Origin of the sequence: Thalassolituus maritimus (genome assembly GCF_900156675.1) — a bacterium.
GTDB lineage: Bacteria > Pseudomonadota > Gammaproteobacteria > Pseudomonadales > Oceanobacteraceae > Thalassolituus > Thalassolituus maritimus.
On record NZ_FTOH01000006.1, the window covers coordinates 73461 to 95003 of the forward strand.

17 protein-coding genes are annotated in these 21543 nt (G+C 52.6%); 6 read left to right on the forward strand and 11 right to left on the reverse strand.

The genetic code is table 11. The features are described 5' to 3' along the window. Position 1: 1 nt before the first annotated feature. Positions 2 to 484: a MarR family winged helix-turn-helix transcriptional regulator gene (locus tag BW941_RS10515; protein WP_076515899.1), complete on the reverse strand. Its 483-nt coding sequence runs from the start codon at positions 482 to 484 to the stop codon at positions 2 to 4. Between the two features lie 120 nt (positions 485 to 604). Here BW941_RS10515 and BW941_RS10520 point away from each other — a divergent pair, with 120 nt between their 5' ends. Both BW941_RS10520 and BW941_RS10525 read left to right on the forward strand, forming a co-directional pair. After that, a complete protein-coding gene (locus BW941_RS10520; protein ID WP_076515901.1) occupies positions 605 to 1477 on the forward strand; it encodes a DMT family transporter in 873 nt (290 codons plus the stop codon). Between the two features lie 66 nt (positions 1478 to 1543). Next, a complete protein-coding gene (locus BW941_RS10525) occupies positions 1544 to 1990 on the forward strand; it encodes a hypothetical protein (RefSeq protein ID WP_076515903.1) in 447 nt (148 codons plus the stop codon). A 10-nt stretch (positions 1991 to 2000) separates the two neighbouring features. Here BW941_RS10525 and BW941_RS10530 read toward each other — a convergent pair whose 3' ends face one another. The 3 genes from BW941_RS10530 to BW941_RS10540 all read right to left on the reverse strand — a co-directional run bounded on the left by BW941_RS10530 (position 2001) and on the right by BW941_RS10540 (position 9516). Next, entirely contained in the window at positions 2001 to 2609 is a 609-nt protein-coding gene (locus tag BW941_RS10530) for a hypothetical protein (protein WP_076515905.1), read from the reverse strand. Continuing rightward, positions 2606 to 7897, reverse strand: a complete 5292-nt coding sequence (locus BW941_RS10535) for a beta strand repeat-containing protein (protein ID WP_139325822.1) — start codon at positions 7895 to 7897, stop codon at positions 2606 to 2608. Before BW941_RS10535 ends, BW941_RS10530 begins: the two co-directional genes overlap by 4 nt. Before the next feature lie 512 nt (positions 7898 to 8409). Further along, positions 8410 to 9516: an OmpA family protein gene (locus BW941_RS10540; RefSeq protein ID WP_076515909.1), complete on the reverse strand. Its 1107-nt coding sequence runs from the start codon at positions 9514 to 9516 to the stop codon at positions 8410 to 8412. 90 nt (positions 9517 to 9606) lie between these two features. Here BW941_RS10540 and BW941_RS10545 point away from each other — a divergent pair, with 90 nt between their 5' ends. The 3 genes from BW941_RS10545 to BW941_RS10555 all read left to right on the forward strand — a co-directional run bounded on the left by BW941_RS10545 (position 9607) and on the right by BW941_RS10555 (position 12410). Further along, on the forward strand, positions 9607 to 10638 hold the full coding sequence (locus BW941_RS10545) for a phospholipase A (RefSeq protein ID WP_076515911.1): 1032 nt from the start codon (positions 9607 to 9609) through the stop codon (positions 10636 to 10638). A gap of 1 nt (position 10639) precedes the next feature. Then, positions 10640 to 11755 (forward strand): ATP-NAD kinase family protein, encoded by a 1116-nt coding sequence (locus BW941_RS10550; RefSeq protein WP_076515913.1) that lies wholly within the window; start codon positions 10640 to 10642, stop codon positions 11753 to 11755. A 124-nt stretch (positions 11756 to 11879) separates the two neighbouring features. Next, entirely contained in the window at positions 11880 to 12410 is a 531-nt protein-coding gene (locus BW941_RS10555; RefSeq protein WP_076516224.1) for a cytochrome b, read from the forward strand. Between the two features lie 78 nt (positions 12411 to 12488). On the opposite strand, the gene BW941_RS10560 is transcribed toward BW941_RS10555, so the two are convergent. From BW941_RS10560 to BW941_RS10585, 5 genes are all read right to left on the reverse strand, one after another. Then, positions 12489 to 14348, reverse strand: a complete 1860-nt coding sequence (locus tag BW941_RS10560) for a methyl-accepting chemotaxis protein (protein ID WP_076515914.1) — start codon at positions 14346 to 14348, stop codon at positions 12489 to 12491. A gap of 113 nt (positions 14349 to 14461) precedes the next feature. After that, on the reverse strand, positions 14462 to 14866 hold the full coding sequence (gloA, locus tag BW941_RS10565; protein WP_076515915.1) for a lactoylglutathione lyase: 405 nt from the start codon (positions 14864 to 14866) through the stop codon (positions 14462 to 14464). Positions 14867 to 14926: 60 nt separating this feature from the next. Next, positions 14927 to 15562: an endonuclease III gene (gene nth, locus BW941_RS10570; RefSeq protein WP_076516227.1), complete on the reverse strand. Its 636-nt coding sequence runs from the start codon at positions 15560 to 15562 to the stop codon at positions 14927 to 14929. Between the two features lie 397 nt (positions 15563 to 15959). Next, a complete protein-coding gene (dapD, locus tag BW941_RS10580) occupies positions 15960 to 16988 on the reverse strand; it encodes a 2,3,4,5-tetrahydropyridine-2,6-dicarboxylate N-succinyltransferase (RefSeq protein WP_068441287.1) in 1029 nt (342 codons plus the stop codon). 31 nt (positions 16989 to 17019) lie between these two features. Beyond that, positions 17020 to 17382 (reverse strand): ArsC family reductase, encoded by a 363-nt coding sequence (locus BW941_RS10585; protein WP_175607893.1) that lies wholly within the window; start codon positions 17380 to 17382, stop codon positions 17020 to 17022. A 170-nt stretch (positions 17383 to 17552) separates the two neighbouring features. Between BW941_RS10585 and BW941_RS10590 the strand changes: the two genes are divergently transcribed. Then, a complete protein-coding gene (locus BW941_RS10590; RefSeq protein WP_076515919.1) occupies positions 17553 to 19544 on the forward strand; it encodes a methyl-accepting chemotaxis protein in 1992 nt (663 codons plus the stop codon). On the opposite strand, the gene BW941_RS10595 is transcribed toward BW941_RS10590, so the two are convergent. Both BW941_RS10595 and sufT read right to left on the reverse strand, forming a co-directional pair. Further along, positions 19539 to 20798, reverse strand: a complete 1260-nt coding sequence (locus BW941_RS10595) for an alanine racemase (RefSeq protein WP_076515921.1) — start codon at positions 20796 to 20798, stop codon at positions 19539 to 19541. The genes BW941_RS10590 and BW941_RS10595 overlap by 6 nt on opposite strands. Before the next feature lie 142 nt (positions 20799 to 20940). Continuing rightward, a complete protein-coding gene (gene sufT, locus BW941_RS10600) occupies positions 20941 to 21474 on the reverse strand; it encodes a putative Fe-S cluster assembly protein SufT (protein ID WP_076515923.1) in 534 nt (177 codons plus the stop codon). Positions 21475 to 21543 lie beyond the last annotated feature (69 nt).

Here is a 21543-nt window from a genome sequence, read left to right on the forward strand (position 1 = left end):
GTCACTCGAAGCTTCTGAGCCATTTCTTCAATAAATGGTTCAGGGTTTCCTGTTCTTCCGTTGAGAGCGCGGATAGTAGTTCCCGCTCTTTTTCCAGGTGCACTTCAACCATATTGTCGATCAACTCCTGGCCAGTATCAGTGAGCTGTACTAAGAGGCTCCGGCGGTCGTCCTCTGCAGGCAATCGCGTTATCAATCCACGCTTTTCCAGTTGATTCAGGCGGTTTGTCATGGCACCAGAACTCAACATAGCGGTTTGAAACAATAAGGTGGGAGTCAGACGAAAAGGAGCACCGCTACGCCGTAAGGTTGCCAATACATCGAATTCGCCGGTGGTTAATCCCCCCTGCTTGTGAACGGCCTCAATATCACCGGCCAGATAGTTGAACAGTCGATACATTCTGCCGATGGGGGCCATCGGCCAGGCGTCTAATTCGGGCCGTTCACGCTGCCATTGCGCCAGAATCTGATCAATATGGTCCACGATAACTTCTCCTTCGGTAAGGACGACATTATTTCTTCAAACTATCTTCATGTAAAGATAATTGACCGGATGCATAGGTTGATATAGCTTCATGTCAAATATCTTTATGTGGAGATAAAAATGAAGACGAATCTTGTTCCTTGGTTGCTTGCCGTTGTAGCTCCCGTAGTTTGGGGGAGTACTTACTTCGTAACTCAAAAGTGGTTGCCGGGTGCTGACCCTGTCTGGTTGGCAGCGGTACGTGTTGGCATTCCCGCATTGTTTATGGTGTGGCTAGTGCCGGTGCAGGTCTGGCAAAAATTCGGCCTGCGTTTGCTTCTGATGAGCCTGTTGAATATCACTTTGTTCAGCGGCCTGCTGTTCTATTCGATCTCGGTATTACCGGGTGGTGTAGCAGCGACATTGGTCGCGACATTACCATTGCAGGTGATTTTACTGAGACTGGTAACGGGGCAGGGAGCCGAATTAGCACATCTTATCGCTGCTGTCGGTGGCGTGGTTGGGGTAGGGATGCTGCTCTGGCGAGCAGACGCAGCGTTATCACCGTTAGGCATCGCAGCGGCGTTATCCGCAGCCTTTGTGATGGCCGCTGGTGTATTGATGGCCTCCCGATATTCGTCAGATATTAAGCCTTTACAGCTTACAGCGGCCCAGATCAGTCTTGGTGGGTTATGTCTACTGGTGTTCGCGGGATTGAGTGGCCACCCGTTTCCTGAGGTTACGCAGGAGGGCGTTATCGCGATGCTCTGGATGGGGCCCATTGGAATGGGAGTGGCGTATTGGGCATGGTTTCGCGCCATGGCCTTTGTACCCGTGCATAAGTTGGCGTTTCTTGGATTGCTCAACCCTGTGGTCGCAGTACTCGGTGGAGTGATTATTATGGGTGAGGTACTAAGTACGGGTCAGATATCCGGTATGGCGATCATTCTAGGATGTATTTTAGGTGCTCAATTGGTTGGAAGCAGGCAGGCTGGCACTAAATCTGCTGCATAGCTCTCATAATGCGAAAAGTGTCGGTAATACGACACTTTTCTTCCGGAAAATGTCGGGAGATTGACTATGCCAGTGCACGGTACTGTAGAAGCTGTGATGGACACCCTTGAGGGGGCGAAAGAAGTTGCCAAAGTGATCCGCCAATCGGGCTACCTGCTTGAGAAGAGCGATCTGAAACGCGTGTTAGCGGATCTTACGGCGTCGGTGTCCGAAGCCAAAATGGAGTTAACCCTATTACAGGATGTGATAGAGGAAAAAGACGCCGAACTCATCAGGATGCATGAAGCCATCGTATATCGCGGAAATCTTAAGCGCCGTGGAGATGGTTATTACAAGACGCTTGATGGTCGTCCGTTTGGCCAGCCTTATTGCTCCTATTGTTGGGAGAAGGACAGCCACCTGTTTCATTTGCACAACAAGATTCTGTCACGCGATACGCGAGTGTGCCCGCACTGCAAAAACGAGTATCAAGCGGTCAGAACCCCTTTCCTGGACGCGGTGAATGTAGCCTGACCCTTTAGCCTCAGAAGCCGTACATAATTGACGAACTGAGGCTATACACGTCGTAATCGTAGCTGTCGAGTTTCAACCGAAATCCCCAGTCACCCTCAGGCCACCACTGTAAAGAGACGCCCAGTGGAATCTGTATGGTGGTTTGCTCTTTGAAGGGCAAGATTGGATCAGACGACTTGTTGATCATAAATGAGATGCCGGTTCGAACCGATAGGTCCCAGTCTTCAGCCATCTTGTCACCCAACAAGCGATATTGTACCCAGGCAGCAGGAACCCGATAGTCGATCCGTTGTGTGCCCTCAATCGCAGTATTGAGGTTGTTCATCCCGGCTGACCCGAGATCCGCGTACGATATTTCAACCGACCAGTTTTCATTCGCGTGTACGCCGACAGCGAATTCCACACCATGTCCATACTCGTCAGTGACCCGCCAGCTACTGCCATTGGAGTGCGGATGCAGATAACTGTAATTGACGCCGGCAACGAAGTAGGCGCAGAGGTTGTCGTCGTCGCGCAGATCGTTTTTAGAGCAGTCTGCGAATGCGGCGTTCACAGTCAGAACCCCGCTCAAGGCCAGACCGTGAACCCATTTAAGCTTGATGTTATGGAGACACGTCATACTTGCTTCCTTTTGCGTGTTGCGACCAGTGCAGGAATCCAGAGTAGCCACCAGAGAGAATGACTGCCGTTACCCTGTAGTGCCGTTTCGATGTTGGGTTGCGATTGCAGGAAGTCTGGAATACCGTCACCGTTGAAATCGGTGTTCTCTGCTGAGTCCGGTAAGCCATCTCCGTCGGAGTCGCTGTCGAGGTAGCCGGGGCTGCCGTCACCATCTTCATCACCCAGTCGTAACAGGTCATCTCTCACGCCATCACCATCGGCGTCATTACCACCTGCCTGGTCGACATCGTAGGCGTCATCAATGCCATCGCCGTCACTGTCGCGGCCCGTTAGTGGTACGACACCCACTTCCACCACATCCGGAACACCGTCATTGTCGCTGTCGGTGTCGTACAGGTCCGGGATGCCGTCGCCATCACTGTCGCGTGGCGCGAAGCGGTCGCTGATACCATCGCCATTGGCATCGGTGCCGCCCTGTTGATCGACGTCGAAGGCGTCGTCAATGCCATCACTGTCGGTATCGACGCCCGAAGGCTGTCGGCCGGCTTCATAGCTGTCGGTCAGGCCGTCATTGTCGCTGTCACGATCGAGGCGGTCGGGTACGCCGTCACCGTCGGTATCGCCGCTGCCTTCATCCACATCGCTGATGCCGTCATTGTCATCATCCGGGTCCTGGCTGTTCACGATTCCGTCGCCGTCTGAGTCCAGTTCGGTTCCCCGGCCGTTAGGCTCGCCATCGACGCTGTCGTCAATACCATCACCATCACTGTCTCCAGTGATGTCGATGCGGCCATCTCCATCGGTGTCGAAGTCACTGTATGGCCCGTCTTCGATGTCATTGCGACCGTCGTTATTACTGTCGGTGTCAATGCGATCGGGTATGCCGTCACCATCGGTATCAGGCTCGCTGGTGATCACAGGCGCACCGGGATCATTGAGGCCATCGTCATTGGCATCGTTGATGCCAGCTTCGGAAATGTCCGGGCGGCCATCGTTATCACTGTCGAGGTCGAGGTAGTCCGGTGTACCGTCGTTATCGCTATCCACCGCTGAGGCCGCATCGTCAATACCATCGCCATTGGCGTCGGTTCCAAGGGTGCTGTCTACGTCAAAGGCGTCGTCGATACCATCTTGATCACTGTCTGTGCCACTGGCGCCCCCCTCGAGTGCATCCGCAACGCCATCGTTGTCGCTGTCGGTATCACGGAAGTCCGGAATGCCGTCACCGTCCGTGTCTGGGAAGGTGGCGTCATCATCAATGCCATCGCCGTTGGCGTCGGTTCCACCGGTCTGGTCAACGTCGAAGGCATCGTCGATACCGTCTGCATCTGTGTCGAGACCAGTCAGGCCTGCTTCCAGCGCGTCAGGAATACCGTCGTTGTCGGTGTCTGGGTCCTGGCTGTCAGGAATACCATCACCGTCGGTATCCGGGCGTTGGAACTGGTCGTCAATGCCATCGGCATTATTGTCGAGGCCGCCGGTCTGATCGACATCCACGGCGTCATCAAAGCCATCGGCGTCGGTGTCCTGACCGCTCAGTCCGCTCTCAAGTGCGTCTGGAATACCGTCGTTGTCGTTATCAATGTCGAAGGCGTCTGCAGTACCGTCCTGATCGCTGTCGTTGCTGCCTTCGATCACATCCGGAACGCCATCGCCGTCTTCATCGGCCGAGCTGTCGCGGAAGTCGGCCAGGCCATCGCCATCCGAATCACTGGTGCCCTCCGCCGCATCGCCTGTGGTGTCGTTATCACTGTCGGTGTCGCGAGCATCGGGGTCGCCGTCGTTGTCGGTATCGACATAGTCGACGTCGCTGATGCCGTCGTTGTTGCTGTCAGTGTCACCGTTAGCGTCTGTGTCGTAGGCGTCGTCGATACCATCACTGTCGCTGTCCTGGCCCGTAGCGGTGCCAGTATCCGCTTCGGTTGAGTCAGGGATACCGTCGCCATCGCTGTCGGTATCGCGATAATCGTCGTCGCCATCAAGATCAGTATCGGGTGCGACCTGGGCACTGTCGTCGATACCGTCAGCGTTGCCGTCGGTACCACCAGTGATATCGACGTCGTAGGCATCATCAATACCGTCGCCATCGGCGTCGTTACCGGTCGGTGCGATGCCAGATGCTTCCTGCCAGTCTGGAATACCGTCGTTATCGCTGTCGGCATCGGCGTTGTCAGGGATGCCATCACCGTCAAAGTCACCGGTACCTTCATCTGCGTCTGACAGGCCGTCATTGTCGTCGTCCGGGTCGATAGGGTTTGGAATGCCATCGCCATCCAGGTCGCGTAGCGTACCGTGCTGTCCCGCAGCGCCATCGTTGTTATCGGGAATACCGTCGCCGTCGCTGTCGGTGTCGTCGTCGATACGACCGTCATTGTCACCATCTAATGCGCTGGCAGGGCCGTCGTCGATGTCATCGGTGCCGTCGTTGTTGAAGTCGGTATCGATGCGGTTTGGTAAACCGTCGTTATCTGCGTCGGGCTCGTTCAGTACTGGCAGTTCCCCGTCATCGAGTTTGCCGTCACCGTTGTCATCACGTAGGCCTGCCTCATCAACGTCATTAACGCTGTCGTTGTCTGAGTCGAGATCGAGATAGTCAGCAACTCCGTCACCATCGCTGTCGGGTGGGGTTACGTTGTCGTCGACTCCGTCGCCATTGGCGTCTGTTCCGCCGGTCTGATCGACGTCGTAGGTGTCGTCAATACCGTCGCCATCGGTGTCTGTGCCGCTGGCGCCCACTTCTACCTGATCGGCCACACCGTCAGCATCGCTGTCGCCATCCTGACTGTCAGGGATGCCATCGCCGTCTGTGTCTTTGGCGGTGTAGGCGTCATCAATGCCATCGTTGTTGGCGTCGGTGCCGCCGGTCTGATCGACGTCTGCGGCGTCATCGATGCCATCCGCGTCGGTGTCGTTGCCAGTCAATCCACCTTCAAGTGCATCGGGCAGACCGTCGTTGTCGCTGTCGGCATCACGAGTATCGGCAATGCCATCGCCATCTGCGTCGTTCAGTGCGGCGCTGTCGTCCACACCGTCTCCGTTGGCGTCGGTTCCTCCGGTCTGGTCGACGTCGTAGGTATCGTCAATGCCGTCGCCATCGGTATCGTTGCCTGAGACGCCCGCTTCAGCGCCATCAGGAATGCCGTCGTTATCGCTGTCAGGGTCTACGAAGTCCGCATTGCCATCGCCGTCGCTGTCAGGTGCAGCCACGTTGTCATCGATGCCGTCATTGTTCGCATCGGTACCTCCCGTCTGGTCTACATCGAACGCATCGTCGATGCCGTCACCGTCGGTGTCGTTGCCAGAGGCTCCGGCTTCCAGGCCATCAGGAATACCATCGTTATCGGCGTCGGGGTCTTGGGCATCGTTAATGCCGTCGCCGTCTGAGTCGGCGCTGCCTTCAATGGTGTCCGGTACACCGTCGCCATCTTCATCGTTGCTGGCATCCAGATAGTTCGGAATACCGTCGCCATCATCGTCGCCGGTTCCTTCAGTCTGGTCGTCGATACCATCGCCGTCAGAGTCGAGAATGACATTTACCTGAGTCGCAGCGGTGTTGTTATTACCGGCCGCATCGGTGGCGACGGCACCGCCAATATCCAGGCTGATGTTGCCATTTCCATCTGGGGTAATTTCAACGGTCCAGGTGTTGCCGTCCACCTGTGTGAAGCCAGTGACGGTTGCGTTGGTGACACTGACGTCCCCTGAGGTAAAGTCGTTTATGTCTTCGGTAAAGTCGACAGTGACGTTAAATGGCGCCGTAGAATTGATGGTTCCCGGTGCATTATTGATGCTGACACCCGGAGCGTCAGCATCGTAAACAACGGTTGCTTGCGTGGCCGCGGTGTTGTCGTTGGTCGCGGCGTCCTGAGCAACCGCAGCGGGGACATCGATCGCTACATTGCCGTTGCCATCCGGTGTGATGGTGGCCGTGTAGGTATTGCCATCAACCGCAGTGAAATTACTCAGTGTGGCATTGGTCAGTGATACGTCAGTGCCATCGAAGCCAGTGACATCCTCGGTGAACTCAAAGGTGACAGGGAAGGCGCCGTTGGTCGCAGCGGGTTCGCCCTGAATATCAATACCTGGAGCGGTGCCATCAAATGTGGTGCTCGCCTGAGTTGCTGCGGTATTGTCATTACCGGCTGCATCCCGGGCAACCGCCGAGGCAACATCAACCGTCACAGGACCATCCGCAATCGGTGTAATGGTTGCTGTGTAAGTGTTGCCATCGACTGCGGTGAAATCAGACAGCGTTGCATTACTGAGGGTGACATCAGAGCCAGTGAAACCCGTTACGTCTTCTGTGAACTCAAAGGTGACGGTGTATGCGCTGTTGGTCAGCGCTGGTTCGCCCTGAATATCAACGCCCGGTGCAGTCGTGTCTATAGTCAGCTCGTTCGTCGATGCATCGGCGGTACTGTTGCCCGCAGCATCCGTGCTGACGACAGCGACTTCGTTGGTGCCGTTCGTGTTGGGAGCAAAGGCGCCAGATTCAGGAGCAACAGCGCCGGTATCCAAGCTCCAGGTGCCGTCACCTTCTACAACCCGACTGAACGTTGCACCACCGACGGTGATCGTTACCGTCGTGAAGGGCTCTGCCGTTCCGGTGATGACCGGCGTCGGATCATTGGTCAGTAATGAATCGACCGTTGGGGTCTGTGGTGGCGTATTGTCCTGCTTGGTTTTGTTTGGGTTATCAAATACCAGATCAAGGTCGCCGTCGAAGTCAAAATTACGGGCTCCGCCCGAAATGGACAGGACCACCGGGATGATGTCGGTGGGGTTGAAGTCGATCTGTACGGCGAGGTTTTTATCCAGCTCTGTGCCATTGGCATCTGAGGAAAATTCGGTGTTGGCGCCGTTCACCTGAACCTGAATATTGCTTGGTGTTTCGACTGTGTAGGCGGCCATGTCGTCGGACACGACGATCAGGGTTTCGTCCGCCGCATTATCGATGTCCTTGTAGACAGCAGAGGGAATAATAGTGATACGTTCTTCAGAGCCTGTGCCGAATGTGTTGGCTTTGAAAAACTCATAGTTTACCGTGGCGAGTACGATGCCGCTGGCGGTGCCGTATTCCACACGTGCGCGGGCATCGTCATTGGCAGTGAAGAAACCCACTGTCGCACCCGATGAAACACTGACCACCCGTAACACGACATCCACCGACTGGCCATTAAGGTCCGCTACGTCCTCCCAGAGAGCCGTCGTGCCGGCCGTACCATTGCCAGAGACTGTTGGACTGCCGGAAAAGACCATAGGCGTCTGCGCCAGAGCTTTTGGCATGCAGGAGGCCATAGTAAGAACAAAAAATAGAGTCGCTTTCGTTACCCTGAATAAACGCATATTAATACCTGAGTATTTTCATCGGTTTTTGATCGCTCTTTTCTCAGGGTAGTTTAAGAATATTCCTGATGGGTCACTATTTTGTAAGCTTTCAGTGGGGAGGGATAATTCTGCAGGTAGTGTTACGAAAGATAACAACACCGACAAAATATCGGCGCTTTTCAGGAGTTTTAATTCACCTTTGAATAATGCAGTGATGATAGCGGCTACAAGGAAAGTGTCAGTTCAAGGCGCTACTTTGAAGATATATTGGACTACATCGATAAGTAGCAACAAAGAAATGAGGCTGTCCTGGAAGCCCCGAAGGGCGTGAGCTGTAGACACCTCATCTCATTGTTGTTGATCTTGATAAGGGGGCGTCATTACCTTCGAACAACGCCTCGATCTGAAGCACTACAGCACTCACTCGCTGCATGACTGAATTGTTCAAAGGTGCCTCAAGTATCAGAAAATCAATTCTCTGAGGTGAGGAAGTGGAGCTCCACCCGACGATTTTTAGCTCGGCCTGTGGCCGTTTCGTTGTCGTATTTGGGGAGAGTTTCACCGTAGCCACGCGCAATCAGGTTGTCAGATAAAATGCCTTTCTTTATCAAGTAGGTTCTTACTGACTCGGCTCTGAGCTGACTTAATCTCAGGTTGTACTGTGCTGAGCCTCGATCATCCGTATGGGCCTGTACTTCGATCTTCAAATCGGGGAAGGGCAGCAGGTCGCTGGCAATCTGGTCAAGTATTGCGGTGCTGCTTGAGGTCAGCTTGGCAGAGTTGGTTTCAAATGTGATACCTGACAAGGCGAGATCGAATGGTGAACAGCCCACGGCATTTACCATCATGCCCGGAGGAGTGTCGGGGCACTGGTCTTGCGCTGTAATAACGCCATCCCGATCATGATCGGGCGGCAGGACAACAACGACGGGGCCCGGCACAGGAATGGGTTTCTCAATAACTTCAGGTGGCTCGACAGCGGCAGGGGCTTCAATAATGGTAGGAGGAGTGGGCCGTTCTCGAGCGGATGCCACATCCTGTTTTGAGCCAAATCGGTAGCCTAATGACAGTTGGTATTGAGTGGCACGGAGGTCATCACTCATTCCTTCCATGCGTGTTGCGTCAATGCGGCCGAACAGATGTTCGCTGAAGTCGAATTGAAGGCCGAGTTTTAGCCCTGGCCCAGAGAGGCTGCCGGGCAGATCAATGCCACTGTCCGCAGCATCCAGTGACAGGTGCTTGAGGGTCAGTCCGGCAAACGGCTGCAATCGACCCTCATACAGAAAATAGTGTACCGACGCTCCCAGTCCACTGACAGAAGGGCGGTCTTCGTCTTGGGTGAGGGCGGGTATTTCGTAACTGACTTCGAGTTCGAGTTTTTGGGCCAGTGTCCATCCGGCGGCGATTGCGTAATCGAAGCTGTGGCGGTAATCGTCACTGTTATCCAGTAGCCCATTACGAATACCCAGATCAGTTTCATTGACGCCAAAAGTGAGATGCTTCGGCGTAAGTGGAGATGCATTGGCATTCAATAATGTAAAGAATGAGAGCATCACTATCAGAGATTTTGCAGTCACACTTCCCTCCAGAGGCCGGCCCAAATGGATTCGTGGTATTCTCTCAGCCTAGATGGTAATCAATAAAAATCGAATTAATGGAGCGCATTGATGATGCAGCACTGTTTCTCTACTGGATGGCGACTTCTTGCGATACTAGCTGTCGCACTGCCTGCGTTCGCTACCGAATCTACTACGGACACGGTTCGCAAAAAAAATCTTATCCGGCAGAATATTCCGGAGGAAGTGAGAACGGAAAAAGTAGAAATTGAGGTCGTCTCCGAAGATGAATTTCCTGACGAGGCTAAAAATTTACCGACCCTGATCGATAAAGTCCGTACAGAAATGCTCGCCTCTGAAAATCCTTACGTACTTCTTCCGCACCGGCCCAATTACTTTCTTCCACTGACCTGGCAGGCCAGGCCCAGCAACGATGAGCTTGAGCGGGCACTGAACCAATACGCCGACGAAGACGTTCCGCTCGAGGATGGATACGATCACCTTGAGGCTATTGTTCAGCTTAGCCTCAAATACATTATCGCCGAGGATGTACTCGGTAATTTCAGTCGTATTGAGTTGGGCTACACCAACCGCTCGTTCTGGCAGGTATACAACAGTGATATTTCACGCCCTTTCCGCGAGAGCAACCACGAGCCTGAGCTGATGGTGAGTTGGATGCTTAAAGACAAAATCGTGGATTACGTCCGTTTGTCTCTGAATCACCAGTCCAATGGACAGACCAGTACGCTGTCGCGCAGCTGGAACCGGATCATCGCAGAGACGGCATTTATCGTAGGGAGTGGTGTCATCAGTCCTAAGGTTTGGTGGCGTATTCCGGAAGGTAAGGAGGCTGACCCTGAAGATCCGAAAGACAATGATAATCCGGATATGGATGATTACCTGGGGTACGGCGAGCTGCATTACGTTAAGTTGATGCAGAAGCACCAGTTCTCGATCATGGTACGGAATAATCTCGATTTTTCAGAAAACCGCGGCGCAGTTGAGCTGGGCTACAGCTTTCCGTTGACTAAGAAGATCAAAGGTTATGCTCAATATTTCAATGGTTATGGCGAAAGCCTGATCGATTACGATCGTTATCAGGAGCGATTCGGTATCGGCATCAAGCTGACTGATTGGTTCTGATATGTTGACGCTGGGATTTATTATCAACCCCTTTGCCGGGATTGGCGGGGCAGTGGGGCTTAAGGGCAGCGACGGCCCTGAGATTGTTAAAGAGGCATTCCGTCGTGGTGCGACTCAGAGGGCGTCTGACCGTGCCCGGGTTGCACTGGAATTGCTGTGTCCCTATGCAGACCAGATTCAGTTTCTGTCTTGCCCGGGAGATATGGGACAGGCATTGCTGGATGAAATGAACTTCCGGTATCACCTTGTCGATTTTGAGCCTGCTACGCCGTCTACTGCGGCCGACACCATCACTGCGGTTCAGCACATTGCCGAAGCGAAGCCAGACGTTCTGGTGTTCGCAGGCGGTGATGGTACTGCACGGGATATCTGTAGCGTTGTTGGTGACCGCGTACCGGTTCTGGGGATTCCTGCTGGCGTAAAAATTCACTCTGGTGTTTATGGTATATCGCCGAGCGCGAGCGGTGAGGTCTTGCAGCGTCTGGTGCAGGGGCAACTGGTCGATATCCGGGAAGCAGAGGTCAGAGACCTTGATGAAGATGCATTCCGCGAGGATCAGGTTCGCGCTCGGCAATACGGTGAAATGCGCGTCGTTCAGAGCGGGCATTTTGTGCAGTCGGTAAAACAGGGCGGTACCGAATCCGAAGAACTGGTGCTGGCCGACATTGCAGCGCATGTTATCGAAGAGATGGAGCCGGGTGTGCTTTACCTTTTTGGCTCCGGTAAAACGACCCAGGCCATTCTTGATGAGCTTCACCTGAAGTCTACTTTGTTAGGTGTTGATGCTGTCGTCGATGAACAGGTTATCGCCAGTGATCTGAGCGAGTCAGATATCTGGGCGCTACTGCAGGAATACGAGGAAGCCTACGCGGTAGTCAGTGTCATGGGCGGGCAGGGCCATATTTTCGGTCGTGGAAATCAGCAATTCAGCCCACGTATCCTTACTGCTCTGGGAAAAGAGCACTTCTACGTTGTAACGACAAAGACAAAACTGGTCGGGCTCGAAGGTCGACCGCTCGTAATTGATAGTAGTGACGTAGAACTTGACCGTCGCTGGGCGGGAACTCAGACGGTGATCACTGGGTATCATGACCAGGTGGTTTATCCCCTGATTTGACTGAGAGTGCGTGTAAAGAAAGTAAGCCTGATGACATTGTCAGGCTCCCGCGACGATGACAAGATAGCGCCTGATGAGAGAGGGCCAGCTGCTGGCCGAAATTAAAAACAGGAAAGAATTAAAAATGCGTAAAGGTGGAAAGTACTACAGCCCGGCAACCAAGATGGTTCACTGGTTGATGGCGATTATCATCATTGGTCTTCTGGTCGTGGGGACACTGCTGGAGAACATGGCCAATGGTCCGGAAAAATTTGAGCTGATGGCGCTGCACAAGTCAGTCGGTGTTCTGGCGCTGTTTCTTTTCTTTTTACGTATACCGTTACGTATCATTAATCCGGTAAGACCCGTTAGCGGTGTGCCAAAAAGTACACAAATGGTAGCCGGCGCGGTAAAAGGTTTGCTTTATCTTTCAATGCTGCTGATGCCTGTGAGCGGTATTCTGATGAGTCAGTCTGCAGGCTATTCAGTAGCTATGTTCGGTTGGGAAATTCCTACGCTGGTCGCAGAGAATGAACAGCTGAATGAAATTGCAGGTCTGACACACGGTATTGTTTCAAAAGTACTGATGGCGCTGATTGCACTGCATGTGTTGGGTGCGCTTTACCATCACTTTATCCGTCGGGATGAAACTCTACGTCGTATGATTCGCGACTGAGACTATGTTCTGCGGCCTTCTGATATCACTCATGTCTGGCAGATATCGAAGGCCGCCGGTGCAAAGGACTACAACTCTCTAGAGCGTAAAGCGACTGATTTTCTGTGCCAGCTCTTTTGAAAGTCCACTGAGCACATTCCCTTCGTGTTCTGCTTTTGATGCTTCTTCACTGCATTGCTGTGTCAGACCATTGATTTTGTGGATATTCTGGCTGATTTCAGCCGCGACCTGACTCTGCTGTTCTGCCGCTGTGGCTACCTGAGTATTTACATCATTGATACTGAGCATCACTTCTGAAATGCGATCCAGAATGGCCGCTGATTCGGTCGTTTTTTCAATGCCAAAGGTAGACTGAGCCTGTGACCGTTCCACTGTGTCGACGACTTGTGTTGTCCCCGAACGGAACTGCTCAAGCGTACTGCGGATCGATTCGGTAGATTCCTGGGTACGGCTTGCAAGCGTACGCACCTCATCAGCTACCACGGCAAAGCCCCGGCCTTGTTCACCGGCGCGGGCGGCTTCAATCGCAGCGTTGAGTGCAAGCAGGTTTGTCTGTTCGGCAATTCCGTTAATGACACCAAGAATTTCTGCAATGCTCTCGCTGTCTTTCTGGAGTTGTTGGGCAGCAGCAGAAGTGTTTGTGATGTCCTTGCTCAGACTTTGGATAGCATCCCGTGCCTCATCCGCAATCTTCTTACCCTTGCTGATGTCCTTACCCACTGACGTAACAGCATCAGCAGCATCTGATGCATTACGTGCTACCTGATGCACTGTCTGAGACATTTCGTCGATGCAGGTTACTGCACTCTGTAGCTCCTGCTCCTGCTCGTCAGTCACGGTATTGAGTGAGGTTGTGATTGAGCGAAGAGCAACAGCGGCTTCATCCACCGTGCTGGACGAACGTAACACCTGGTCAATGGTTTCACGGAGACTGGTGATAAGGTGATTGAACGAGGTCGACATCTGTCCCAGTTCATCGGTTGAACCATGAGCTACGGTCTGCGACAGATCCAGGTCTTTCGATATGTGCTGAATGCGCTCTGTGATGCTGATCACCGGTTTGCAGATACTGTTTGAAATCAGCTTGGTAATGGCAAAGATAATGGCAATGATCAGGGCGAAGGTGATGAATAAGGCGCGATAGGTTGAACTGAGTAACTGACTCGCCTCAGTTTGTGCGGCTGTCGCCATAGTTTCCAGGCTTGTCTCTGATTCGCGGATTGACTGACGCATTTCTCCAGACACACCTGAGTCAGCAGTGAGGCCAATTTCTTTCAGTTTATCGGCCAGCGATAAGAAGTCCTTTCTGTACTTCTCCATAAGTGGCACAGAAGTATTGAAGCCGCGCTCTCTTAGCATGGGTATGGTGTCATCGATACGCTGAGTGAAACGATCAACGTACTTGGCATCCAGGCGTAGCATGAAGTCTTTCTCATGGCGTCTGAGCATAAGCATCTGATAGAGCAACTCGTAGTCTCCGCCTGCTTTTAAAGATTCTTCGACCTGATGGACTGCGTCGCGCAGGCTGCCGTAGAGTCCAATGTTCGGAGTCAGACCGGCATCGGATCTCAGAGTCGCAAGGGTGTTAAATGACGCGACATAACCATCTATCGATTGTTGGAGGTTATCGACACCGGAAGTGTTCATGTCTTGAATACGCATGTCAGACTTGAGCTTGGCGAGGCTTTCAGTCAGTGCCAATGTTGTACTGGCATGCTTGTCGAGGTAAGCCGGATCAAGGCGGGCTAAAAAGTCCTTCTCATGGCGCCTGAGTGTGAGGACCCCTTTCTCTACATCAGCGATTTTCTGGCGTACCTCTCCGAGGTGTTCAATCGAGGTGAGTTGCACACTGGTGATCAGGCCAAGCACGACTAGTCCTGCGAGTGTCGCTGCGACGATCAGGTTGTGCTTCGCCTTAATGGATAAGTGGTTGAACATTGTTACTGCCTCATACTGACTTGCATTCAGTGTAGCAGTGGCCCGAGAGGCTGCCTGATTTTTGAGCAGGATGTCAGTTCAGTCGGGCGTACGCGGCTGATTAGCTGCCAGAATTAAAGTTCGATGGGAACAGGCTGTTTCTTTTCAATAAGCTCGATTTTGTAGCCGTCCGGGTCCTGTACGAAGGCAATGACCGTGCTGCCACCTTTGACGGGGCCTGCTTCACGGGTCACAGTCCCGCCGGCGTTACGGATGGCGTCGCAGGTGTCTGCTGCGTCATCGACTTCGATTGCTATATGACCGTAGCCTGTACCCAGGTCGTACTCTGACTCGTCCCAGTTGTAGGTCAGCTCAAGAACGGCGCCTTCTTTCTCTGGTTGATAGCCGACGAAGGCCAGGGTGTAGCGGTACTGCTCGTTGTCGCTTTTACGCAAGAGCTGCATACCCATTACTTCGGTATAGAAGCTGATCGAGCGATCGAGGTCGCCGACGCGCAGCATAGTGTGCAGTATTCTCATTATCTCTCTCCTTCATCTTGGTTACTTCTGGCTGGGCAGTTTCTGGTTCTACTGCTGTCTTTAGTCAGACGTTTTCTGTTTGAACTCACATAGGTCTTCGATGATGCAAGACCCACACTTTGGTTTGCGTGCCACGCAGGTGTATCGCCCATGAAGAATCAGCCAGTGATGAGCATCCATCAGAAATTCTTTCGGCACCAGTCGCATGAGACGTGCTTCAACTTCATCCACGTTCTTTCCGGGGGCAATTTTAGTGCGGTTTGATACCCGGAAAATATGGGTATCGACGGCCATTGCTGGCTGCCGGAAGGCCGTATTCAGTACGACGTTGGCCGTCTTTCGTCCGACACCGGGCAGAGCCACGAGTTCGTCGCGCGTTTTAGGAACTTCACCTCCATGGCGCTCAAGCAGGAGCTCGGCCATTTTGACGACATTCTTCGCTTTGCTGTTAAACAGACCGATGGTTTTGATGTATTCCTTCAGGCCTTCTTCACCGAGAGCTAGAATCTGGGCGGGCGTATTTGCCACGGGAAACAACTTCCGTGTCGCTTTGTTTACGCTTACGTCGGTAGCTTGTGCCGACAGGGTCACGGCAACAAGCAATTCATAGGGAGAGGTGTACTCCAGTTCAGTTTCCGGATTCGGATTCTCGTTTCTGAGCCGGGTAAAGATTTCGATACGTTTGTCTTTATTCATAGTCATCACATCAGGTTGCAATACCATGATACCAGTTGCAGCCTGCAGAAAGGAAAAAGCCCTGCCTCCGGGGAGAGAGCAGGGCTTAGTGGTGATCGACAGGCTTACTTTTCGTTATTCAGCGGCTGTTATTTTTATTTTCGCCGGCTGTGCCTATTCGCTACATCTTATTGACGTGGTGTTTCCAACCGCGTTTGGAATGGTTTCTCGCTGGCTGGTATTTATAGGTTAGTCAGTAAAATAGGTAACGAAAGGCGATTTCGTGCAAATACACAAAATATACGTTCAGTGATTACATTGCAGTAACACTGGTTACGTTCGAGTTTACTTTGAGGGTTGGGAGAGAAGCAGAAGGTTGTCCGGGCAGGCCTGCCCGGACAAGCGGGATTTAACGGTATCAGTTGTTCGCGTGAAGCTCTTCATTCAGAGCGATAGCGCTCTTATTGGTCACGCACTGAACGGCGCCTGTAATAGAGTCACGACGAAACAGCAGGTCTGATTTACCCGCCAGGTCACGTCCTTTAACGGTTTCAACGATGTTCTTCTGATCGTCGAGTACCTGAATCTTAGTGCCAGCGGTCACGTACAGGCCTGCTTCGACGGTGCAGCGATCACCCAGAGGGATACCGATACCGGCGTTGGCACCTAACAGGCACTTCTCGCCAACAGAAATAATGATGTTACCACCACCAGACAGAGTACCCATCGTAGAGCAGCCGCCGCCCAGGTCAGAGCCGTCACCAACAACAACGCCCGCAGAGATACGACCTTCAACCATGGAAACACCCATGGTGCCTGCATTAAAGTTAACGAAACCTTCGTGCATGATGGTTGTGCCTTCACCGATGTAAGCGCCGAGGCGAACACGAGCCGTGTGCGCAATACGTACGCCCGTTGGTACCACGTAATCGGTCATGCGTGGGAACTTATCAACGCTGTTCACTGACAGCAGCTCACCTTCAAGGCGGGCCTGTAGCTGAGCATCAGCCAGTTCATTCAGGTCGATTGCGCCTTTGTTAGTCCATGCAACGTTTGGCAGCAGACCGAAGATTCCAGCAAGGTTAACGCCATGTGGCTTAACCAGACGGTGAGAGAGCAGGTGGAGCTTGAGGTAAACTTCAGGAGTGGATGACGCCTGATCGTCAGACTCCAGAATGGTTACAACGACTGGACGCTTGCTTTCAGTACATGCGCGCGCGAGTTTGGCTTGCTCGCTGTCTGCGCCTTCAACGGCAGAAGCGAAGGTGCTCAGCTGGTCAGAATTCACGCTGATTGCTTCGTTGCCACCGGTGTATCCGAGAGCAGTGCGAGCAGCTTCGACGATGCCGTCAGCCGGGTTCAGCAGAGGCTTCTGGTAGTAAACCTCGAGCCATTCACCTTTACTGTTGTGGGTACCAACACCAATGGCGATTGCGAATGTGGTCATGAGTATTCCTCAAGTAGTCGTTTAAATGTTGTTATTTCAGGCGAGCTTCGTAGTCGTCTGCCTTAAAGCCAAGCACGCGCTCACTGCCAGTATCGAGGAGTGGGCGTTTAATGATTGAAGGGTTGTCGAGTATGACTGCTTTCGCCGTGTCATTGTCCATCGCTTCACGGGTACTTTCATCAAGCTTGCGCCAGGTCGTCCCGCGACGGTTGATCACCGCCTCCCAACCTAGTTCATCGAGCCATGCATCCAGCTTGTCCGCCGGGACTCCTTCTTTTTTGTAGTCATGAAAGTGGTAGTCGATGCCTGCGTCAGTCAGCCACTTTAAGGCTTTCTTCATAGTGTCGCAGTTCTTGATACCGTAAATCGTCAGCACGGAGTATCCCTTATTCATGTCGTAAATCGATGCGGATGATACCAGAATGGGAAGGCTGGATCAGCAGGTGCTGTGCTTTGCCGGGCCAACCTGAAAGGGAAGATTGTTCACAGTGCGTTTATTGCCACTATTGTTGCTTGCAGTGCGGTTTTGCCGGACTACGCTTAAAGCCAAAGAGGAGGGGTGTCATGTCATTAATCAAAAGTCTGAGCATCCGCGCAAAGCTACTTTTACTCATAGGACCATTGCTGGCAGCCCTGGTGCTGACTGACATACGCTTATTGCAGTCGATGAGCGCTCGAATTACAAGCTTCAGTCATATCGAAGTGCTTGTCACCTTGACCCGGCTCAATAGTAACCTTGCCCATGAAATGCAGAAAGAGCGGGGCATGTCTGCGGGTTATCTTGGGAGTGGCGGGAATTCCTTTGCGCAGGCGATTGTTAAGCAGCGCCAGCTTGTGGATACCCGCCGGGTGGATTGGGAATCTTATATCCGTGACCATTCATTGAAAGATTATCCGGGGGTTCAGCAGGAAATTGAGGCGGCGGAAAAACGCCTTGAACGCTTGGCTTCTATGCGTAAATCCGTCACTGACCAATCGGTCGAACTGGGAGAGGTGCTTAAGTTCTATACTGGTACCATTGCACATCTTCTGAGTGTACCCGCGCAAGCTGCGCACTATTCTGAGGATGCAAAGGCTACGCTTGATCTCTCCGCATACTATTCATTCCTCCAGGGCAAAGAGCGTGCAGGCATCGAGAGAGCCGTGCTTAGTAACGCTTTTGGTGCAGATCAGTTTAAAGGTGCTCTGTATTCGCGCTTCGTTCACCTGGTTGCTGAACAAGAGAGTCACTTCCGCGAGTTCGCCGCGTTCACTGATGGTGAAGGGGCGGCATTGTGGGAGCGCTTTAACGCCAGCGAAGAAGTTACTGAAGTTGAGAGGTATCGTGACACCGCCCACAGGCAGTCTGCCACTGGTGGATTTGGTGTGAAGGCTGCAGATTGGTTTGCGGCCTCAACAGAGCGCATTAATAAACTGAAGGAGGTCGAAGATACCTTATCAGGCGCTCTGATCAACAATGCCAAAGCTGGCGGGGTGCTGGCTCAGAGTGAGTTTGTAGGTATGTTGACTATCGCAGTTGCTGTTGTGGCAATATCTATTCTGCTGGTTTGGCTGATCGTCGCTATGCTGGTCAATCAGATCAGAGAGGTTGTGCAGGGCCTGAAGCGGGTTTCTGACAATCTGCAGCTTGATACCCCAGCCATCATTCATACTGACGACGAACTCGGCGCAGCAGCGAGGGCCTTTAACAGTATGCAGGCACAGATTGCGGATATGATCCGCTCCATCGACAGCACATCGAAACAACTGTCTTTGATTGCTATTCAGAACCACGCGACGATCTCGCTCAGCACCAAAGGTATGAAGCAGCAACAGACCGAAACTGAATCTGTTGTCGAGTCAGTCGGGCAGCTTGAGATCGCAGCGCGGGATATCGCCGTGAATATTCACAATATGTCCGAGCAGACGGATTCCGCCGATACGACGATCGGGAAAAGCGTCGGTGTTGTGCAGGAGAGTGTTGGTAAGATCGCCAGTCTGGATGAAACGATGACTTCGGTCGCGGGTGTGATTCGCGAATTGCACGGTCGTAGTGAGTCTATCGGCAGCGTGTTGAGTGTGATCAAGGCGATTGCAGAGCAAACTAATCTACTGGCACTTAACGCAGCTATCGAAGCTGCGAGGGCGGGCGAGCAGGGGCGTGGTTTCGCTGTTGTTGCTGATGAGGTCCGCAGCCTGGCTCAGAGAACACAGGAATCGACGTATGAGATTGAGCAAATCGTCAGTCAGTTCCAGTCGCAGACTCAGGAAGCGTTTAAAGCCGTTGAGGGCTCAAAAGATGTTGTTACAGGAGCCGTGTCACTGTCCGGTACGCTCAGTCAGGAGTTGTCGATGATCCGTGATGCTGTGGCTGGTATCCGGGATATGTCAGACCAGATCGCCGCCGCCGCTGAAGAGCAGGTGCAGACCAACGGAGAGGTATCGACGCGCACGAAAAATATCTTCAATATTTCGCGTCATACCGCTGCAACAGGTAATTTCATGCGTAAAACCGCAGAAGAGCAGCGCGCTCTGGCCCGGACATTACAGGATCAGGCCGAGCGGTTCGTATTATAGGCGATAGCTTCGCTTCTGAGCCGACTCAAGCAGTGAGTCGGCGGAGTTCCCTTCGTTGTGCTCTTCCTGAAATACCGACCACCAATCGGTAATCTTACCGTTTTCATAGATGGCGATATGGCCAAACTGACGAAACACCGACTCGCTTTGTGTCGGTCTCAGGAAAATATAGTCATCTTCTTCGATCTTCGTATCCTTCGGAAATCCATACAGTTCCTGATTACTGGACCGGCCATGAAGACGAACCTGCTCCGTTTCCCTTGGGTAGACAGGTTTTGCAAGCCAGTTACCGCCGTAGATAAAAGCCCCTTGAGATGGAAGGAAGCCAGTCCAGCGGAGAATTGCCGACACAGCAGGTGATAGAGGAATCTCTGGGCGATCTACCTTCTTCAGAACAGGCGCGGCTATGTAGGCTGCGGCAATATGATGCTCCAGGGTATCAACATCGTAGTTCTTGGGTTTAACCAATGCAGAGCCAGCCGCGATCTCCGATACAAAGCTGTTGTCGGTATACATGGTGTAGGTTGAGCTACCGCCAGTATTGAGCGTCAGGTCTTTGAGGGCATCGTTTCCCAACTCTGTTTCTACCGCCCGAAGAAAGTTGCTATATCGCCCTCGGGCATCTGCAAACGCACGCCGGGCGCCACCGAGAATACCTGGAATGTGTGGGATATGAGCCTCGTAGCCCATTAAGCCGGTCAGTATCAGGTGGTCTGAGTTCTGAATTATCCGTAAAGCTTCGGTGAACTCACTGCTGCTTCTGAAGCCACCGCGATGCATACCTACGTCGATTTCCAGGCTGACCCTGATGGTCAGATTGTTCTCCCGGGCGAACTGGCCGTATTGAGCTAATCGGCGAGGGCTATCTATCAGCCACTGCAGTTGAAGATCTGGAGAGAAGCACATACTGCTGGTTTGCTTTTTATGCCAGTTATAAAAATGACGTGCTGCGCGAATGGGAAGAGGTTTTCCCATCAGAATGTCGGCAGACGGAATTTGATTCACGATTTGCAGCAGAAAGGGTAGATGGAAGCACATCAGCCTTTGACTGCCGGTGCGTCGCATAATGTACTGAAGCAATGGAATTGAGGGCAACGACTTGGTGACAAGGCGATAGTCGAACCCTTTATTCAGTACGTCGATAAGGTGGTCAATATTTCTATCCAGACGTTCCTTATCCAGTACTAGGGTCGGCGTGCAGATCTCAGCCTCATGCAAGGCCTCGGTCAGCGCCGTAAAATACAAGTCGTTCATTGCTCGCCTGGGCCAGACGGCCACTTTTTATTGCTATTTTATTTTTATTATTACTAATGCATTGGCAATGTTGCCAAACTGGTAACATCATATCCGGCCATTGTTGAAATAGCCAGTTTCCCGCGAACGATTGATCAGCGAATCAGAAGAACAATCCTGCCTCGAGCTGCGCTTCCTCGGTCATCATGTCCCGGCTCCACGGAGGGTCGAATACCAGTTCAACATTGACAGAAGTGACATTAGGGACTTTTGCGACACGGTATTTCACATCGGAAACCAGAACCGGGCCCATACCGCAGGTGGGAGCTGTCAGTGTCATCCTGATATTGACGTCAGTGCCTTCGATATCGATTCCGTAGATCAGCCCGAGATCGAGCAGGTTAATCGGAATCTCAGGATCGAAAATGGTGCGCAGGGCCTGTTCAATCTGTTCTTTGTGCACCTGCCCATCCCCCGGATCATCGAAGATGATGCTTTCAGACTCAAGCCCCAGCGCAGCCGCATCGGTACCATCGACGCGCATCATGTTGCCGTTCACCGTCACCGTATAGTTGCCACCCAGTGCCTGATTGATGGTGACGAAGGTACCTGCGCTGATTGTCGTCGGCGTACCGGACGGCACCATGCGAGCGGGACAATTATCGTTGGCAACCACCATTCGACGTTCAATAGACATGGATTCAACCTGTGATCTGGATAAAACGCGTATTCTAACAGGATTGGCGATACTTTATTCACTCAGTTA

Coding starts and splice junctions, on each gene's coding strand:
- BW941_RS10535 (WP_139325822.1), bottom strand. CDS start 7,897: ATGCCAAAAGCTCTGGCGCAGACGCCTATGGTCTTTTCCGGCAGTCCA.
- BW941_RS10545 (WP_076515911.1), top strand. CDS start 9,607: ATGATGCAGCACTGTTTCTCTACTGGATGGCGACTTCTTGCGATACTA.
- nth (WP_076516227.1), bottom strand. CDS start 15,562: ATGAATAAAGACAAACGTATCGAAATCTTTACCCGGCTCAGAAACGAG.
- BW941_RS10550 (WP_076515913.1), top strand. CDS start 10,640: ATGTTGACGCTGGGATTTATTATCAACCCCTTTGCCGGGATTGGCGGG.
- BW941_RS10585 (WP_175607893.1), bottom strand. CDS start 17,382: ATGAATAAGGGATACTCCGTGCTGACGATTTACGGTATCAAGAACTGC.
- BW941_RS10560 (WP_076515914.1), bottom strand. CDS start 14,348: ATGTTCAACCACTTATCCATTAAGGCGAAGCACAACCTGATCGTCGCA.
- BW941_RS10555 (WP_076516224.1), top strand. CDS start 11,880: ATGCGTAAAGGTGGAAAGTACTACAGCCCGGCAACCAAGATGGTTCAC.
- dapD (WP_068441287.1), bottom strand. CDS start 16,988: ATGACCACATTCGCAATCGCCATTGGTGTTGGTACCCACAACAGTAAA.
- sufT (WP_076515923.1), bottom strand. CDS start 21,474: ATGTCTATTGAACGTCGAATGGTGGTTGCCAACGATAATTGTCCCGCT.
- BW941_RS10595 (WP_076515921.1), bottom strand. CDS start 20,798: ATGAACGACTTGTATTTTACGGCGCTGACCGAGGCCTTGCATGAGGCT.
- BW941_RS10525 (WP_076515903.1), top strand. CDS start 1,544: ATGCCAGTGCACGGTACTGTAGAAGCTGTGATGGACACCCTTGAGGGG.
- gloA (WP_076515915.1), bottom strand. CDS start 14,866: ATGAGAATACTGCACACTATGCTGCGCGTCGGCGACCTCGATCGCTCG.
- BW941_RS10590 (WP_076515919.1), top strand. CDS start 17,553: ATGTCATTAATCAAAAGTCTGAGCATCCGCGCAAAGCTACTTTTACTC.
- BW941_RS10520 (WP_076515901.1), top strand. CDS start 605: ATGAAGACGAATCTTGTTCCTTGGTTGCTTGCCGTTGTAGCTCCCGTA.
- BW941_RS10530 (WP_076515905.1), bottom strand. CDS start 2,609: ATGACGTGTCTCCATAACATCAAGCTTAAATGGGTTCACGGTCTGGCC.